Origin of the sequence: Streptomyces sp. NBC_00005, assembly GCF_045160215.1 — a bacterium.
Taxonomy (GTDB): Bacteria; Actinomycetota; Actinomycetes; order Streptomycetales; family Streptomycetaceae; genus Streptomyces.
Genome location: NZ_CP108316.1, coordinates 1778976 through 1795400, shown reverse-complemented (window position 1 = coordinate 1795400; position 16425 = coordinate 1778976). Strand labels below are relative to the sequence as shown.

The 16425-nt window shown below is 70.5% G+C and carries 16 protein-coding genes; 7 read left to right on the top strand and 9 right to left on the bottom strand.

Annotated elements, in window-relative coordinates:
- The first annotated feature begins 5 nt into the window (after positions 1-5).
- Both OG303_RS08660 and OG303_RS08655 read left to right on the top strand, forming a co-directional pair.
- Positions 6-1499, top strand: coding sequence for an SDR family NAD(P)-dependent oxidoreductase (locus OG303_RS08660; RefSeq protein WP_405866472.1), 1494 nt, complete (start codon positions 6-8; stop codon positions 1497-1499).
- A gap of 74 nt (positions 1500-1573) precedes the next feature.
- Positions 1574-1804, top strand: coding sequence for a hypothetical protein (locus OG303_RS08655; RefSeq protein ID WP_405866470.1), 231 nt, complete (start codon positions 1574-1576; stop codon positions 1802-1804).
- Between the two features lie 17 nt (positions 1805-1821).
- On the opposite strand, the gene OG303_RS08650 is transcribed toward OG303_RS08655, so the two are convergent.
- The 3 genes from OG303_RS08650 to OG303_RS08640 all read right to left on the bottom strand — a co-directional run bounded on the left by OG303_RS08650 (position 1822) and on the right by OG303_RS08640 (position 4382).
- Positions 1822-2658: an SDR family oxidoreductase gene (locus OG303_RS08650; RefSeq protein ID WP_405866468.1), complete on the bottom strand. Its 837-nt coding sequence runs from the start codon at positions 2656-2658 to the stop codon at positions 1822-1824.
- 25 nt (positions 2659-2683) lie between these two features.
- Complete coding sequence (locus OG303_RS08645; RefSeq protein WP_405866466.1) at positions 2684-3133, bottom strand: hypothetical protein; 450 nt, start codon at positions 3131-3133, stop codon at positions 2684-2686.
- 121 nt (positions 3134-3254) lie between these two features.
- Positions 3255-4382 (bottom strand): ABC transporter ATP-binding protein, encoded by a 1128-nt coding sequence (locus OG303_RS08640; RefSeq protein ID WP_405866464.1) that lies wholly within the window; start codon positions 4380-4382, stop codon positions 3255-3257.
- Between the two features lie 375 nt (positions 4383-4757).
- On the opposite strand from OG303_RS08640, the gene OG303_RS08635 reads away from it, so the two are divergent.
- Positions 4758-4931: a hypothetical protein gene (locus tag OG303_RS08635; protein ID WP_405866462.1), complete on the top strand. Its 174-nt coding sequence runs from the start codon at positions 4758-4760 to the stop codon at positions 4929-4931.
- Between the two features lie 91 nt (positions 4932-5022).
- Positions 5023-5505, top strand: coding sequence for a GNAT family N-acetyltransferase (locus tag OG303_RS08630; RefSeq protein ID WP_405866460.1), 483 nt, complete (start codon positions 5023-5025; stop codon positions 5503-5505).
- On the opposite strand, the gene OG303_RS08625 is transcribed toward OG303_RS08630, so the two are convergent.
- From OG303_RS08625 to OG303_RS08610, 4 genes are all read right to left on the bottom strand, one after another.
- Entirely contained in the window at positions 5420-6010 is a 591-nt protein-coding gene (locus OG303_RS08625; protein WP_405866458.1) for a GNAT family N-acetyltransferase, read from the bottom strand. The two genes, OG303_RS08630 and OG303_RS08625, sit on opposite strands and share 86 nt — an antisense overlap.
- Positions 6010-6648, bottom strand: coding sequence for a LysE family translocator (locus OG303_RS08620; RefSeq protein WP_405877135.1), 639 nt, complete (start codon positions 6646-6648; stop codon positions 6010-6012). Before OG303_RS08620 ends, OG303_RS08625 begins: the two co-directional genes overlap by 1 nt.
- A 54-nt stretch (positions 6649-6702) precedes the next feature.
- Positions 6703-7386, bottom strand: coding sequence for a hypothetical protein (locus OG303_RS08615; RefSeq protein ID WP_405866456.1), 684 nt, complete (start codon positions 7384-7386; stop codon positions 6703-6705).
- An 80-nt stretch (positions 7387-7466) separates the two neighbouring features.
- Positions 7467-8810: an amidase gene (locus OG303_RS08610; RefSeq protein ID WP_405866454.1), complete on the bottom strand. Its 1344-nt coding sequence runs from the start codon at positions 8808-8810 to the stop codon at positions 7467-7469.
- Positions 8811-9074: 264 nt separating this feature from the next.
- On the opposite strand from OG303_RS08610, the gene OG303_RS08605 reads away from it, so the two are divergent.
- From OG303_RS08605 to OG303_RS08595, 3 genes are read left to right on the top strand one after another with little or no spacing between them, the layout of a single operon-like run.
- Complete coding sequence (locus OG303_RS08605) at positions 9075-11426, top strand: alpha-L-fucosidase (RefSeq protein WP_405877133.1); 2352 nt, start codon at positions 9075-9077, stop codon at positions 11424-11426.
- Positions 11419-13266, top strand: a complete 1848-nt coding sequence (locus OG303_RS08600) for a family 20 glycosylhydrolase (RefSeq protein WP_405866452.1) — start codon at positions 11419-11421, stop codon at positions 13264-13266. Before OG303_RS08605 ends, OG303_RS08600 begins: the two co-directional genes overlap by 8 nt.
- Before the next feature lie 19 nt (positions 13267-13285).
- Entirely contained in the window at positions 13286-14827 is a 1542-nt protein-coding gene (locus tag OG303_RS08595; protein ID WP_405866450.1) for an alpha-L-fucosidase, read from the top strand.
- A 68-nt stretch (positions 14828-14895) separates the two neighbouring features.
- Here OG303_RS08595 and OG303_RS08590 read toward each other — a convergent pair whose 3' ends face one another.
- Together OG303_RS08590 and OG303_RS08585 are read right to left on the bottom strand one after the other, a co-directional pair.
- The gene (locus OG303_RS08590; protein ID WP_405866448.1) at positions 14896-15426 is read right to left on the bottom strand and encodes a MaoC family dehydratase; all 531 of its coding nucleotides are present in this window, start codon (positions 15424-15426) and stop codon (positions 14896-14898) included.
- A 43-nt stretch (positions 15427-15469) separates the two neighbouring features.
- Positions 15470-16375, bottom strand: a complete 906-nt coding sequence (locus OG303_RS08585) for a helix-turn-helix domain-containing protein (RefSeq protein ID WP_405866446.1) — start codon at positions 16373-16375, stop codon at positions 15470-15472.
- Positions 16376-16425 lie beyond the last annotated feature (50 nt).

The following is a 16425-nucleotide window of genomic DNA, read 5'->3' as shown; positions in this document are numbered from 1 at the left end:
CGGCGATGACGGTGACAGACAACGGCTCGGCGGCCATGGACGAGGTCGTGTACGGGCCCGGTATCGACCCGGAGCGGCTCGCCGTCTGCCTCGCCGTGCTGGAGGAACTCGACAAGCTCGAGGTCGACCACCCGGACGCGATCGCCGTGCGGCGGGCCACCGCGGGCGTCTACCGCACCGTGAAGCAGCGCCGCCGCCAGGAGCGCCGTGCCGCCAAGACCGCCCACGACAAGGCCGTCACGGAGGCCACGGCGACCGGCTCCGCCCAGCGCATCGACGACGAGACGGAGGGCATCCTCCCGTCCTCGGTCACCGAGCAGGGGCGCATCGCGGGGATACTCCAGCGCCCCCGCTCCTGCTACACCTGCAAGGCCCGGTTCGTGGAAGTCGACTACTTCTACCACCAGCTCTGTGCCGACTGCGCCCGCCTGAACCGCGGCAAGCGCGACGCCCGCGCCGACCTCAGCGGCAAGCGCGCCCTGCTCACCGGTGGCCGCGCCAAGATCGGCATGTACATCGCGCTCAGGCTGCTGCGCGACGGCGCGCACACGACGATCACCACGCGCTTCCCCAAGGACGCCATCCGCCGCTTCAAGGCCATGGACGACTCGGCGGACTGGATCCACCGCCTCGAGGTCGTCGGCCTCGACCTGCGCGACCCGGCGCAGGCCGTCGCCCTCGCCGACCAGGTCGCCGAGGCCGGCCCCCTCGACATCCTCATCAACAACGCCACGCAGACCGTACGCCGCCTGCCCTCCGCCTACGCTGCCCTGGTCGACGGCGAGAGCGCGCCGCTGCCCGCCGGGGAGCTGCCCGCCCACCAGGTCATCGGTGCCTTCAACTCCGGCGCCGTCGACGGCCTGGCCGCGCTGCCCGTCGGCATCAGCGGCCTCGACGCCCAGCAGGTCGCCGACCTCGCCCTGGTCGCGGGCAACGCCAGCGTCGCCCGGCACCTCGACGGCACCGCCATCGACGCGGGCGGCCTCGTCCCCGACGTCGTCGACACCAACACCTGGGTGCAGACCATCGAGCAGATCTCCCCGGTGGAACTCCTCGAAACCCAGCTGTGCAACTACACGGCGCCGTTCATCCTGATCAGTAAGCTCCGCCCGGCCATGGCGGACGCCGCCAGGCAGGCCACGAGCGGACGGTCGTACGTCGTGAACGTCTCGGCCATGGAAGGCGTCTTCGGCCGCGGCTACAAGGGTGCGGGCCACCCCAACACCAACGCCGCCAAGGCCGCCATGAACATGGTGACGCGGACCAGCGGCGAGGAGATGTTCCAGGCCGACGGCATCCTCATGACCTCGGTCGACACCGGCTGGATCACCGACGAACGCCCCCACTACGACAAGCTGCGCCTCGCCGAGGCCGGTTTCCACGCTCCGCTCGATCTGGTGGACGGGGCCGCCCGGGTTTACGATCCGATTGTGCGTGGCGAGCAGGGCGAGGACCTGTACGGCGTGTTCCTGAAGGACTACGCGCCCGGCAAGTGGTAGGCCACCTACCGAGACGCGTGGCCCGACGTCCGTCGGGTGCCCGGCCCTGGTGAGTACCCGCGCCAGGAGTGAACATGGGCAGTCCAGACAGTATTGATCCGCGGGCGTTCAGTGACCCCCGCAACCGCTACCCGACGGACGCAGAGTTCTACGCGAGCGACCGCCCCGACCAGGGCGAACTGGCGGAGGATCGCCCCCGCGGTGGTCCCCATGATCCGTACAAGCACCCCTGGACCTGGGGCACGATCGCTTTCGTCGCGTTTGTCGTCATGATCATTCTCATGGGCATCGCACTGTTCCCGTGAGGAAGCCGCAGCAGGCGTCACGAGCGAGGTGGTGCGTATGAGCGAAGACGGTCGTCGACGGCGTACCCCTGCGCGGGGTACGCCGTCCTGACCCGGGTCCCCCCGTCCACCAGCAGATCCGCGCCGGTGACCCACTCCGCCGCGTCCGAGGCCAGCCACAGCACGGCCCGCGCGACGTCCTCCGGCTCACCGATCCGCCCGAGCGGCAGCCCGGCGGCCAGCTGATCCTCGCCCGGCTCCCACACGAAGCGCGCCATCTCGGTGCGGACGAGCCCGGGGGAGACGGAGTTGACCCGCACCTTCGGCGCCAGCTCCCCGGCGAGCTGCTGCGTCAGGTGCAGCAGGGCCGCCTTGCTCGTGCCGTACGCGCCGACGTTCGGTCCGACATGCCCGGCGCCCTCCGTGCAGACGTTGACGACCGAGCCGCCGTGCTCCCGCATCCACGCCCGCCACGCCCCCTGCACGAGCCGCAGCGGCGCCTCGACGTTCACCGCGAACGCCTCCCGCCACGCCCCGGGATCGACCTCCATGAGCGGTCCGTACGGCTGGTTCGTGGCCGCGTTGTTGACCACCACGTCGATCCGGCCGAACGCGCGCAGCGCCAGCTCCGTGACGTCCCGCAGATGATCCGGATCCCCGACGCTGCCGGCCAGCCCGACGCCGCCCAGCTCCTCGGCCGTGCGCCGCACCTCGTCCGCGTCCCGCGCCGTCACGCACACCAGCGCGCCCGCCGCGGCCAGCTGCCCGGCGACCGCACGCCCGATCCCGCGCGTCGCCCCGGTGACGACGGCGGCCCTGCCCTTGAGCCCGTATCCCTTGAGCCCGTACTCATCGAGTCCGTACGACGACGTCATCGCCGTACCGTCTCATGACGGACCGTCAGTCGACAGCCCCGAGACGGGAGTTGCGCGCGGCGACGAGCTCCAGCACCGTGCGCCAGTCCTCCAGCACGCCCGCGTCGAAGCCGGCGCTCCGGCCCTCCTCGTCCGCCTGGCGCAGGCGCTGCAGATCCTCGTCGGCGGGTACGTCGGAGCGATGGTGCTCGCGGACGAGCCGGGAGACCCGGTGGCCGAGCAGACTGCGTACCGCGTCGGCGGCGCAGCCGGGGTGGGCGGCCTCGTCGCCGGGCCGCAGGAGCGGGCCTATGGCGTGGACCAGGCCCGCCACCTGGAGTTCCTTGTCGGCGGGGCGGCGGCGCCGCAGCAGCGCGGCGGTCTGCAGCGCGTGTTGGTGCAGGTCGACCCGCCCACGCCGAAGGCCCGGGGCGTCCCAGGAGCCCCGGCAGGCGTACAGCAGATCCATCAGCTCCTCGACACTGCGCAGCTCCATGCGCCAGTCCTTCCGCCGGACGAGCCGTTGCCGTCCGTCAGCAGATCATGGCCGCGTTTCGATTCGGCCAACGGGACTTGAACTGCGTGGCCTGTTGGGTGCTCCGTCGAAGGCCCGGCTCTCAGCTCGCCCGTGACGCGTCCGCGTCCTCGGGAAGCCGCTGCCCCGTCACCGCAGAGAAGCAGTGCACGCCGTCCGTGCGGATCGCCACCCGGAGCGCGGCCCCCTTGCCGTACGTGGGGCGTCCCGGCAGTCGTACGACGATCCGGGCGAGCCCCTCGCCGGACCATGCGGTCGTGTGGAGGTGGACGACGGCGCCGGTGTCCTCGACCGTCTCGACGACGAGGTCGAGGCCGGGGGTCTCCCGGTCGTCCGGCGGGAGGAAGTCGAAGTGCTCCGGCCGGACGCCGAGCACGATCTCGTCGGCGCCGCCGGCTCCGGCCGCCCGCAGGGTGCCGCGGGGCAGCGGTACGTTCAGGGCGCCGAACCGGGCGCCGTCCGCGGACAGCGGAAGCCGGAAGAGGTTCATCGCGGGCGACCCGATGAAACCGCCCACGAACGTGTTGGCCGGGCGCGCGTAGACCTCCTTCGGCCTGCCCACCTGCTGCAGCACGCCGTCCTTGAGCACGGCGAGGCGATCGCCCATGGCCATCGCCTCGGTCTGGTCGTGGGTGACGTACACCGTGGTGATGCCGAGGTGGTTCTGCAGCCGGGCGATCTGGGTACGGGTCTCCACCCGCAGCCGGGCGTCGAGGTTGGACAGCGGTTCGTCCATCAGGTAGACCCGCGGGTCCCGCACGAGTACCCGCCCGGTCGCGACGCGCTGCCGCTCGCCGCCCGCGAGCGTCCTGGGCCTGCGGCCCAGGTAGTCGTCGAGGTCGAGGACGGTGGAGGCGTACTGAACTCGCTGCCGGGCGCGGGCTTTTGACATGCGGGCGATCTTCAGGGCGAAGCCCATGTTGTCGGCAGCCGACAAATGCGGGAAGAGGGCGTAGTCCTGGAACACCATCGCGATGTCCCGGTCCCTGGGCGGAAGATGGGTGACGTCACGGACGCCGATGAGGATGGATCCCGAGTCGACGTCCTCCAGCCCGGCGAGCATGCGCAGGCAGGTCGACTTTCCACAGCCGGAAGGACCGAGCAGGACCATGAACTCACCGTCCTCGATCTCGAGGTCGAGCGAATCCACGGCCGGCCGGTCCATCGACGGGAAGCGCCGGGTGGCCTTGTCGAAGGTGACAGACGCCATGAATCCCCCTCCCGGACGGGTCCCTCGAACCCAGCATGGAACGGGTGTTGCCCTTCGGTAGGCCTGTAGGCCGAACGAGTGACAAAAGAGAGACCGGAAACCGGACAACTTAGGATAGTAGCCCCAAGTTTGCAGCCCCATAGAGCGGATGCCCGCTCATTTGGTTAATCTGGAGCAGACGGGCAGCACGATCGGGTCCCACCCACACCCACGTCCGTCCCGGGGCAAGCCGGATTACAGCGGCCTGTTCTCACACGAGTTACCGGCGCCACCGCGTCCGAACTGCTTTCGACTCACACCCGAGCGGGCGTCAGGCGCCGGACCGCAGAGTTACCGGCCCGCCCCGAGGGTGACCCGACACATAAGGAGTGCGCGGTGACACCAGAGAAGACGAATCGCGAACAGCGCGCCAAGGAACGCACGGAGCGCGCCGGCCGACGGTCGGACGAGCTCGGCAGCCTGGAAGTCTGGGCCCATGCGGCACCGATCCGGCTGGCGGGTTACGAGGACGACCTCGCCGAGCCCCACATCCTGCCCAGCGTCGACTGACTCCCTCACCCTCGACTTTTGATCGAGCGGGAGGGGCCCCACGCAGGACCCTCGCGATCGCCGACCGCATGGGCGTGCGAAACTCACGCCCATGCAGATCAGAGAAGCCGCGGCCGACGACTGGCCGCGGATCTGGCCTTTCTGGCACCGCGTCGTCGCCGCCGGTGAGAGCTACACATGGGACCCGGACACCTCCGAGGAGGCTGCCCGGGTCCTGTGGATGAACCCGGCCAAGCGCGTCTACGTCGTCGAGGACGAGACCGGCACGGTCGTCGCCTCGGCCTACGTCACCCGCAACTACGGCGGCCCGGCGGCCCACATCGCCAACGCCGGCTTCATGGTCGACCCCGCACACTCCGGCCGCGGCATCGGCCGCACCCTGGCCGAGTACGTCCTGGCCGCCGCCAAGTCCGACGGCTACCGGGCGATGGTCTTCAACGCCGTCGTCGAGACCAATCCGGCCGTGAAGCTGTGGACGTCCCTGGGCTTCACGATCCTGGGCACGGTGCCGGACGCTTACGAGCATCCACGGCATGGGCGGGTGGGGCTGCACGTGATGTACCGGGCGCTCTGAGCGGGCCCGGCCCTGCCGTGGTCCCCGGCGCGCGCACCATGAAGACGTCGATCGGGTCCTGGGCCTCCACGGCGAATCCGTGGCGCTCGTAGAGCCGACGGGCCGCACTGCCCTGCAAAACGTTCAGTCCCACGGTCACGCCCTGCACGTCCGTCCGCTCCAGCACCGTGCGCAGGACGGCGGATCCGAGCCCGCGGCCCTGGCAGTGCGTGGCGAGGTAGAAGTGCTCCAGCCACTGTCTGCCTTCGGCGGGCCGGACGGTGACGCAGCCGGCGAGCTCACCGCCGATCTCGATGATCGACGTGTGCTGTGGGGAGAAGGAGTCCCGCAGCCGCTGCCGGACGCGGTGCTCGTCGTAGCGTCCGAGGCGTTCCAGGTCCGCACGCATGACCGCGGCCCGCAACTCGGCGATCACCTCGACGTCCTCCGCGACCGCTGAACGCAGTGTCCAGTTCGCGGCAGGCGTCGACGAGGTCCGTGCGGGCACCGCTTGCTCCGATCCCATCAGTCCTTGCGCCCCGTCACCGCGACGGTCACACCCAGGCCGATCATGGTCAGGCCGCCCACTCCGCCGACCGCGGAGAGCCGTCGTGGTGACCGGGCGAACCAGTCGCGGGCGGTCGCCGCGGCCAGGCCCCAGATGCTGTCGGAGGCGACCGCGATGGCGTTGAAGACCAGGCCGAGCAGCAGCATCTGCACGGTGACGTGACCCGCGTCGCGGTCGACGAACTGGGGCAGTACGGCCGCGAAGAAGACGATGGTCTTGGGGTTGGTGACGCCGACGGCGAAGCCCTCCCAGAAGGTGCGCAGTCCGCCGTGGGCCACCCCGCCGCCGGTGAACGCCGCCCGCAGCGAACCGCGTTCGCGCCATGCCTTGACGCCGAGACACACCAGGTAGGCGGCGCCGGCCAGTTTGAGCACCGTGAACACGAGGACCGAGCGTTCCACGACGGAGCCGATGCCGAACGCCACGGCCACGACGAGCAGATAGGCGCCGAGCGTGTTGCCGACGACGGTGGTCAGTGCCGCCCGGCGCCCCTGCGCGAGGGCCCGCCCGACCACGAACAGCACGCTCGGGCCGGGTATCACGATCAACAGGAAGGACAGCGCCGCGAAGGCGAGAAGGCGGTCGGTGGACATCATGCGCTCCATGCAAGCACGGGGAGGCGCAGGTCTTCAGCCCGTTTTTTTCGGGGTCTACGCCTCGGCCTGCCCGGTGGACGTGGGCGGCGCGCTGCGCCGGCGCAGGCGGTGGGCGAGGGGGACGGCCGCCGCGCCGAGGGCGAAGCCGTAGACGGTGACCAGGCCGTGGCCGTTCTCCTGGGCCAGCCACATCGCCAGGCCGGCCGCCGGCACGCTCAGCGCGAGCAGACGTTGCCTGGTGTCGGTGGTGGTCAGGAGGAGGGCCGCCGCGAGAGTGGCGGCCAGGAAGTACGTGGCACCGGAGCTGCCGGCGAAGTTGCGCGGGTCGGTGCTGCGGTCGGTCTCGCCGAACAGGGCGTCGATCCGCTCGGGCAGCAGGATCCCGGCAGCGAACAGGACCAGCATCAGCGGGCCGCGCCAGAACCACTGCGCCAGCGCGGCGGTCGCGGCCAGGGTGACGATGTTCCACAAGGCGCCGAAGAAGCCGCCGTTCTGCATGAAGACCGACGTCACCACGCGCCACCAGCCGCTCCTGCGCGGGTCGCTGTCGAGCGCGTCCATCGCCCCGGACCAGCTGTGCTGGAGTACCACGGCGCCGATCGCCACCGCGGTGAGAGCGACGGCCGCCCACGGGACCGGGCGCCCGCGCAGGGTGTTCTCACCGACGAGGGCCAGGCCGCCCTTGAACATCAGCACCATCAGCGCCGCGGTGGTCAGGTTGAACACGATGGCGCCCACGCGGATCAGTTCCCCCGTCGAGAGATCGTGGTTGAAGGTCGATGAGCACGATAGCCCCTACTCCGGCGGCGCCGTAGCGCCTAGTCCAGCGGCGCCGTCCGCTGCCACGGATGCAGCCTCTCCAACTGCTGCGCCAGCTCCAGCAGCATCGCCTCCGAGCCCGGACGGCCCACCAGTTGTACGGCGCAGGGAGCGCCGGAGGGGAGGGAGCCGAACGGGACGGACATGGCCGGCCAGCCGGTGAGGTTCCAAGGCGGGGTCATCGGGGAGTAGTTGGAGTTGGCGAGGACGTTGGGGAGCCAGCCCCGCTCGTGCCAGGCCACGGACTTGGGGGAGCGGCGGGCGAGCGCGGGGGTGAGCAGGACGTCGTACTCGGCGAAGAACGGCTCCATGCGGCGGCGCAGTTGGTCCCGGCTGTCGCTGGTGCGGACGCTGTTCAGGAAGCGGCGGCCGATGGCGGCGTGTACGCGCGTGCGTCGGGTGAGCAGGCGTGGGTCCAGGTTCCGGGCGTCCACCGCCGTGCCGGCCGTCCAGTGGGCGAGGGACGTCGTGCCCAGGGACAGCGGGTAGGGCGGGTCGGCGCGCCGGACCTGGTGGCCGGCCTTGATCAGGACGCCGGCCGCGTCCCGGGCCGCGGCCGCGTACGGCTTGCCGACCGTGACGCCGAGCAGGGGGCTGCGCAGCGAGACGGCGATCTTGCGCATGGCGGGCTCGTCCGGCGCGGTGGCCTCGGTGTCCGCGAGCACGGCCAGCATCAGGCGGGCGTCCTCGACCGTCGTGGCCAGCGGGCCGTTCTCGGACATGCCGAACCAGTCGCCCTCGCCGATGCCCGCGGGGACCACTCCGTAGCCCGGCTTGATGGTGACGAGACCGCAGTTGGCGGCCGGGATGCGCAGCGAGCCCATGCCGTCGTTGCCGAGCGCGATCGGTACCAGGCCGGCGGCGACCGCGGCCGCGCTGCCGCCCGAGGAGCCGCCCGCCGTGCGGGTCAGGTCCCACGGGTTGCGGGAGGTGCCGTGCACACCCTCGGTGGTGCCGAACACGCACAGCTCGGGCACGTTGGTCAGCCCCACGACCACCGCGCCCGCCGCCCGCAGCCGGGCCACCGTGACGTGATCCTCCTCGGCGGGCGTGTCCGGCGTCGCCGCGGAACCGATGCGGTTGGACTCGCCGCGTACGGCGAGGTTGTCCTTGACGGCCACCGGCACGCCGGCCAGCGGCAGTTCGGCAAGGTCTCCGCGGGAGGCCACCTCGTCGGCCTCGGCGAGCGCCGCCTCGGCCCGCACCACCCGGAACGCGCCGACGCGTGCGTCGAGCCGCTCGATCCGGTCGAGGTGCTCGGCCACCACTTCACGGGGCGTGGCCCGCTTCTCGCGTACGGCGGCGGCGATCTCGGCGGCGGTCCGGCCGACCCAGCTGGTCACGGGCGCTCCTCGGGGTGCGGTGCGTGGCACTACTGATGAGTACGGAGAGCACTCTGCCCCGCTGCGGGCTCCGCGTCGAGAGCGCCTCCTCTTGGACATTCGGGCGGCTCTTCTTGGACTTTTCACGGGGTGGCGGTCGGCCATGACGCCTTCCCGCAGGTCATCCGATCAATAGGGCAACTCCCGAGCGATCACACCCCATTGACAGGCTCCTGGGCCAGCCCAATCATCAGACCTCGGATGAATCGGGAGCCGCTCATGAGTATGAGTCCCTGTCCAAGACGTCAGGTCCTGGGTGCCGCGGCAGGAGTCGCCGCGGCGGCCGCCCTGCCCCTCACCGTTGCGACCGAGGCGCACGCCGCCGAACCGGTCGACGACCGGCCCGGACCGGAGTGGGTGCCCGTCCCCGACCCGGTCCCCGTCCCGCTCGACAGCCTCTACGACAACGACGGCATCGACACCGCCGCCGCCCCCGGCGGCGACTTCGACGGCTCCGGCTACACGTTCCCGGGCGAGGAACTCCCCGCGGGCCGCGTCGAGGTCGACGGCATCCCCTTCCTCTTCCCGGCCTCGACGGCGGGCGCCAAGAACAACGTCGTCGCGCTCGGCCAGCGCATCGACCTGCCCAAGGGGAGCTACCTGTCGGCCGTCTTCCTCACCGCCGGCAGCTACGGCAACGCCTCCGGCCGGGCCACCGTCCACTACGCGGACGGCTCGACCACCACCGCCGGCCTCACCGGCGCCGACTGGTACTCGGCGGGCGGCTCCCTTTCTGCGGCCTACCGCTACAAGCCGGACGGCACCAAGGACGAGCACGGCGTCGGCATCGGCACCTCGGAGGTGTGGACCGACCCGCGACGCGAGGCCGTCGCCATCACCCTGCCGGTCACCAACCCGGCCGAGGCCGACAAGACCTCCCTGCACGTCTTCGCGCTGTCCCTCCAACCCGTCGCCCAGGGACGGGCGTTGGCGCTGCGCGACGCCCACTCCACCAGCTCCCTCCTGCGGTCCACCGGCGCCCAGAGCGTCGAGGCCACCGTCGTCAACGCGGGCACCGTCGCGATCCTGACCGGCGACGACGTGTCCGTACGCGTGGACGTCCCCGGCGCCCGCACCGTCGAAGCCGCCCGCATCCGCCGCCTCGACCCCGGCGAACAGGCCCGCGTTCGCGTCGGCATCCGCAACCGCACGGGCACCGCACCCGGCACCCTGCGGGACGGCTCGGTGAACGTCAGCGGCCGAGGCGCCCAAGTCACCTCACAAAAGGGCGCGTTGACCCTCGGTGTCGCCGACTACCTGCCGACCGGGACCTCCCTCGCCGGCCACCAGGCGCCGTACTGGTTCAACGGCGCCAAGTTCGGCATCTTCATCCACTGGGGCGTCTACTCGGTGCCCGCCTGGGCGCCGGTCGGCAAGCAGTACGCCGAGTGGTACTGGGACCAGATGCAGGACCCGAACAACCCCACCTACGCCCACCACCGGGACACGTACGGCGAGGACTTCGCCTACGACGACTTCATCCCGCGCTTCACCGCCAAGAAGTTCGACCCGCGCGCGTGGGTCGAGCTGTTCCGGGACGCCGGCGCCCAGTACCACGTGCTGACCTCGAAGCACCACGAGGGCTTCGCCCTGTGGGACACCAAGGTCTCCGACCGCAACGCCGTGAAGCTGGGCCCGAAACGGGACCTGATCAAGGAGCTGTTCGCCGCGTCCCGGCGCTACGCCCCCGAACTCCACCGCGGCCTCTACTTCTCGATGCCCGAGTGGTTCAACCCGGACAACCCGTGGATGGGCCACGCCCCGCGCAATCCGTACACGCTGGAGCCGGTCCCGTACACCGGATACACCGCGGGCAAGGACTACGTGAAGGACTTCCAGGCCCCGCAGATGCTGGAGCTGATCGACGGTTACGACCCGGAGATCATCTGGTGCGACATCGGCGGCGTGAACGACAGCCTCCATGTCCTCGCCGACTACTTCAACCACGCCAAGAACCGGGCCCGTCCGATCGACGTGACCGTCAACAACCGCTCGGGCATCGCCTTCCACGACTTCACGACGCCCGAGTACACGACGTACGAGAACACGGTCGTCGCCAAGTGGGAGTCCAGCCGCGGCCTCGACCCCTACAGCTACGGCTACAACGGGGAGACCCCCGACGACGCCTACATGAGCGCCGAGGAGGTCGTGCACAGCCTCGTCGACATCGTGTCCAAGAACGGCAACTTCCTGCTCGACATCGGCCCGCGTGCCGACGGCACCATCCCGGAGATCATGCAGACGCGGCTGCGCGAGACGGGCGCCTGGCTCAAGGTCAACGGCGAGGCGATCTACGACACGACGTACTGGTCGCGGATGGCGCAACTCGGCGAGGACCTGCGGTTCACGGTCCGCCCCGACCGGGCCTTCTACATCCACTCCCTGACCCGGCCGGGCGCGAAGCTCACCGTCGAGGCACCGGTGCCGGTCCGCTCCGGCGACAAGGTGACGATGCTCGGCCACGACCGGCCCCTGACCTGGAGCGTCAACAACGGAGCACTGGTGATCGACGTACCCGAGACAGCCCGGAACGCGGGACAGCACGTGTGGGTGTTCAAGGTGGAGTGGCATGGGTGAGTTCAGAAAGAGACTGCTGCGTCTGCTCGGCGTCGCGGCGGCGCTGACACTGCTGGTGGCGCCGACATCGGCGGTCGCGCAGGAGAAGCAGCAGACGCCGGTCACGGTGCCCGCACTGACCAACTGGGCGGCGGAGTCCGGCAGTTACCAGTACGGCAAGGGTGCCAGGCTGGTGGCCGACAGTCCGGCCGAGCGGCGGGTCGCCGGCACCCTCGCCGACGATCTGCGAGCGGCGGGCCACGGCACCGTCCCAGTCGTCCGCGGCGGCGCCCGCACCGGCGACATAGTGATCGACGTCCAGGCGTCCCGTGGCTCCCTGGGTGCCGAAGGCTACGAACTCCACGCCGGCAAACGGCTGTCGGTGACCGGCGCCACCGAGACCGGCGCCTTCTACGGCACCCGCACCGTCCTCCAACTCCTCGCGCAGGGCGACGGGATCCCCGCCGGACGGACGGTCGACGTTCCGCGCTACAAGGAACGCGGCGTCGGCGTGTGCGCCTGCTACATCCACATCACGCTGCCCTGGCTGGAGAACCTCGTCCGGGAGATGGCGTACAACAAGCTCAACCAGCTGCTCGTCGAGCTGAAGGTGAAGAGCGACGCCCACCCCGAGGCCAACACCTGGGGCTACTACACCAAGGACGAGATCCGCAGGCTCGTCGCGCTCGGCGACAAGTACCACGTCGAGATCATCCCCGAGATCAACTCCCCGGGACACATGGACCCGTGGATCGAGAACCGCCCCGACCTGCAGCTCACCGACTCCGACGGCAACAAGCAGCCCGCCCGGCTCGACGTCACCCAGCAGGCGGCGTTCGACTACTACACGAGCCTGATGGACGAGTACGCACAGGTCTTCACCGCGAAGTCCTGGCACATGGGCGCCGACGAGTACATGCTCGGCTCCGACTACTCCAAGTACCCGCAGATGCTGCGCTACGCCCAGGAGAAGTACGGCGCGAACGCCACCCCGCAGGACGCCTACATCGACTTCATCAACCGCGTCCACGCCTACGCCGCGAGCAAGGGCAAGAAGCTGCGCATCTGGAACGACGGTCTCACCGGCGCCAACACCGTTCCGGTGGCCGCGGGCACGACGGTCGAGCACTGGCTGAACGTGAACACCAAGCCCAGCCAACTCATCGCCCAGGGCTACCCGTTGATGAACGCCGCCTACTCGCTCTATCTCATCCGCGGCGGCTTCCACTCCGACACCGCGTCGCTGTACGACCAGAGCTGGGACCCGCGCAGCTTCGACGGCGAGAAGGTGACCTCCAGCAAGGGCATCACCGGCGCGAAGATCAGCCTGTGGCCGGACAACGGCCGTGGCGAGACCGAGAACGAGGTCGCCGTCGAACTCTGGCCCGCGCTGCGGCACATCGCGCAGGCCACCTGGGGCGATCCCCATCCCGACGCCACCTACGCCGAGTTCACGGCGCGCGGTGCGGCCGTCGGGCATGCGCCCGGATGGCGGGACCTGACGCGGCTCCCCGTGGCCGACGGCACATACACCTTCCGTACGAGTGGAAAGTCCTTCCAGGCCCAAGTCACCCGCACCGCCGACGGATACGCGACCGTCAGCACCGCGGCCGGCTGCCTCGAGGTGAGCGGCGGCAAGCTCACCCTCAACGTGCCGCTGCAGCCCGGCGTGGAGGCGACGTGGAACACCTGCGACCCCACCGACACTCTGCAGCGCTGGCAGTTGGCTGACGCGTCCGGCGGCTTCCACCTCGTCAACACGATCACGCAGATGGCGCTGACCGTGACCGACGACGGCCGGCTCGTGCAGTACCCGCCGGACCGGCGCACCCCTGCCGTCTGGCACCTGACCGCACCCTGATGTGAGGAGTTGACCTCGCATGGCCCTCTCAAGACGCCTCTTCGTCACCTCGGCCGCCGTGCTCGCCGCCACCGGCCTGCCCGCACTGCCCGCCTCGGCGGCCCCGCGCCCCGACGAGTCCCGCTACCGCATCCCCGTCGGCCCCGGCGACACCGAGGCCGACCTCGTCCGCAAGGCCTCCCAAGTCCGGCCCACCGCACGGCAGATCGCCTGGCAGGCCCTGGAACAGACCGCGTTCCTGCACTTCGGCGTGAACACCTTCACCGGCCTGGAGTGGGGCACCGGCGACGAGGACCCGAACGTCTTCCAGCCGACCGGCCTCGACACCGACCAGTGGGCCCGCGCCCTGCGCGACGGCGGCTTCACACTCGCCATCCTCACCGTCAAGCACCACGACGGCTTCGTCCTCTACCCCTCCCGCTACACCAACCACACGGTGGCGTCGAGCAGTTGGGAGAGCGGCCACGGCGACGTGCTGCGCTCCTTCGCCGACTCGATGCGCCGCCACGGCATCAAGGTCGGCGTCTACATCTCGCCCGCCGACGAGAACCAGTACCTGCACGGTGTGTACGCCAACGGCAGCGCCCGCGGCACCCGTTCCATCCCGACCCTCGTCGACGGCGACGACCGCTCCCCGGACCGCTTCTACACCCTGGACGCCACCGACTACGGCGCCCACATGCTCAACACGCTCTACGAGGTCCTCACCGAGTACGGGCCCGTGGACGAGGTGTGGTTCGACGGCGCCCAGGGCCGTATCCCGCCCGGCAAGGTCGAGGACTACGACTGGGACAGCTGGTACAGCCTGGTCCGGACGCTCGCCCCCGACGCGGCCATCGCCGTCACGGGACCCGACCTGCGCTGGGTCGGCAACGAGAGCGGCCTTGCGCGCGAGGACGAATGGAGCGTCATACCGGTCAAGGAGAACCAGTACGGCCGCACCGACTGGGCCCTGTCCTACGACACCCCCGACGAGGGCAGCCGCGAGGCGCTCGTCACGGCGCAGCCGACGACGGACTACCTCCAGTGGTGGCCCGCGGAGTGCGACGTGTCCATCCGCGACGGCTGGTTCTATCACGCGGACCAACTGCCCAAGAGCGTCGACGCGTTGACGGACATCTATTTCGGATCCGTGGGCCGCAACTCGGTGCTCCTGCTCAACGTCCCGCCGGACACGGACGGTCTGCTGCACGGCACGGACGTCACGCGGCTGCGCGAGTTCCGCGAGCGGATCGAGAGAGAGCTCCCCGAGGACCTGGCGCACCGGGCACGGGTCACCGGCGCCTCCCGCGTGCGGGCCGTCGACCTCGGCACCGAGCACGAGGTGGACCGCATCCGGCTGGCGGAGGACATCCGCCACGGCCAGCAGGTCGAGAGCTTCGTGGTCGAGGCGTACCGCGACGGTGCCTGGACCGAGGTCACCCACGCCGGAACGATCGGCGCGAGCCGCATCCTGCTCCTGCCGGCGCCCGCACGGGCCCGGCGGTGGCGCGTGCGCGTGACGGGCGCGCGGGACACCGTGAAGCTCGCACGGTTCGAGTTGTACCGATCACGGGTCTGAGGGGTACCCGGAAGAAACGAGCGGTCACCGGGGTGTCGGCGCTCTGGTGGCCGCTTCTTCTCTGCGGGTTACGAGGACCCGGCCGAGGTGGTCCCCTCCGTGGCCGTCCGGCGCAGCAGGAAGTTCACCGCGGTCATGGTCAGGACCGGGTCGCCGTGCTGGTCGAGGACCTCGATTCCGGTGTGGACGAGTCCGCGGTCCGGCCTGGAGCGTGAGACGCGGGTCTGACGGACGGTCGTGCGCAGGGACAGGCTGTCACCGGGCCGGACGGGCCGTACCCAGCGCAGTTCGTCGATGCCGGGGGAGGCCAGGCCGCCCACCTTGCTGATGTAGTGGTCGGCGTACATCCGCATCATCACGGCGCAGGTGTGCCAGCCGCTGGCGATGAGCCCCTGGTAGGGGCCCCGCAGCGCGGCCTGCGGATCGATGTGGATGCCCTGCGGATCGAACTCCCCGGCGAACCGGAGGATGTCCTCCTCGGTCATGGTGACGCTGCCGTAGACGTAGACCGCGCCCGGCACGTAGTCCTCGAAGTAACGGTCCTCGATCGGGACGGCGAAATCCGCGTCGCTCAGCGTGATGGTGGTCGGTGCTGTCATTCGCCGCACGATAGCCGCCGGATGATCCCGCGGCGCGGCGGACTCAGGTGTCCTTCAGGGCCTGTTCCAGGAAGGCCACCGAGTCCACGGCCGGTGAGGCCACCAGGCTGAGGCGGTCCATCACCGCGAGGTAGTGGTCGACCTCCTCGGGCTTGTCCAGGTACAGGGCGCTGGAGAGCTGCTCGAGGTAGACCACGTCGGGCAGGTCCGGCACCGGGAAGCGCAGCACGGTGATCGGGCCGCCGGCCGCCGCGTGGCCGCCGACGTGGAAGGGCAGCACCTGGAGCGTGACGTTCGGCAGGGCGGCGGTCTCGATGAGGTGCTCGAGCTGGGCGCGCATCACGTCGGCCCCGCCGAGCGGACGGCGCAGCGCCGCCTCGTCCACCACGACCCACAGCTTCGGGGCGCCCGGCTTGGCGAGCAGTGCCTGCCGCTTCATGCGCAGCTCGACGCGGCGCTGGACCGCGTCCGGGGAGCTGATGGGGTGGCCGAGCCGGATGACGGCCTCGGCGTACGCGGCGGTCTGCAACAGGCCCGGGATGAACTGGACTTCGTAGGTACGGATGAGGGAGGCGGCCTCTTCCAGCCCCAGATGCTGTTCGAACCAGCTCGGGAAGGCGTCTCCGTACGCACGCCACCACCCGGGTTCGTTCGCCCGCTGCACAGAATCCAGGAACTCCTGGCGTACGTCCGGCTCATGGACGCCGTACAGGGTGAGCAGGTCGGCGATGTCGCGCTGTTTGAAGCCGACGCGGCCCAGCTCCATGCGGCAGAGCTTGGCGTCCGAGGCGCGTATCGACGAAGCGGCCGTGGGGCGGCTGATGTTGAGGGACTCGCGCAGGCGGCGCAGTCGCGTGCCGAGCATGATGCGCTGGACCGTCGGTCCGCCGCGCTGGAGGCTCAGGACGTCGACGCCGGAGGGGAGGGGTTCTGGTTGAAGTGCCGTCATGGTCATCCCCTCGGCCGCCGCACCGGCTGCGTCTGCATGTTTTTCGGGAC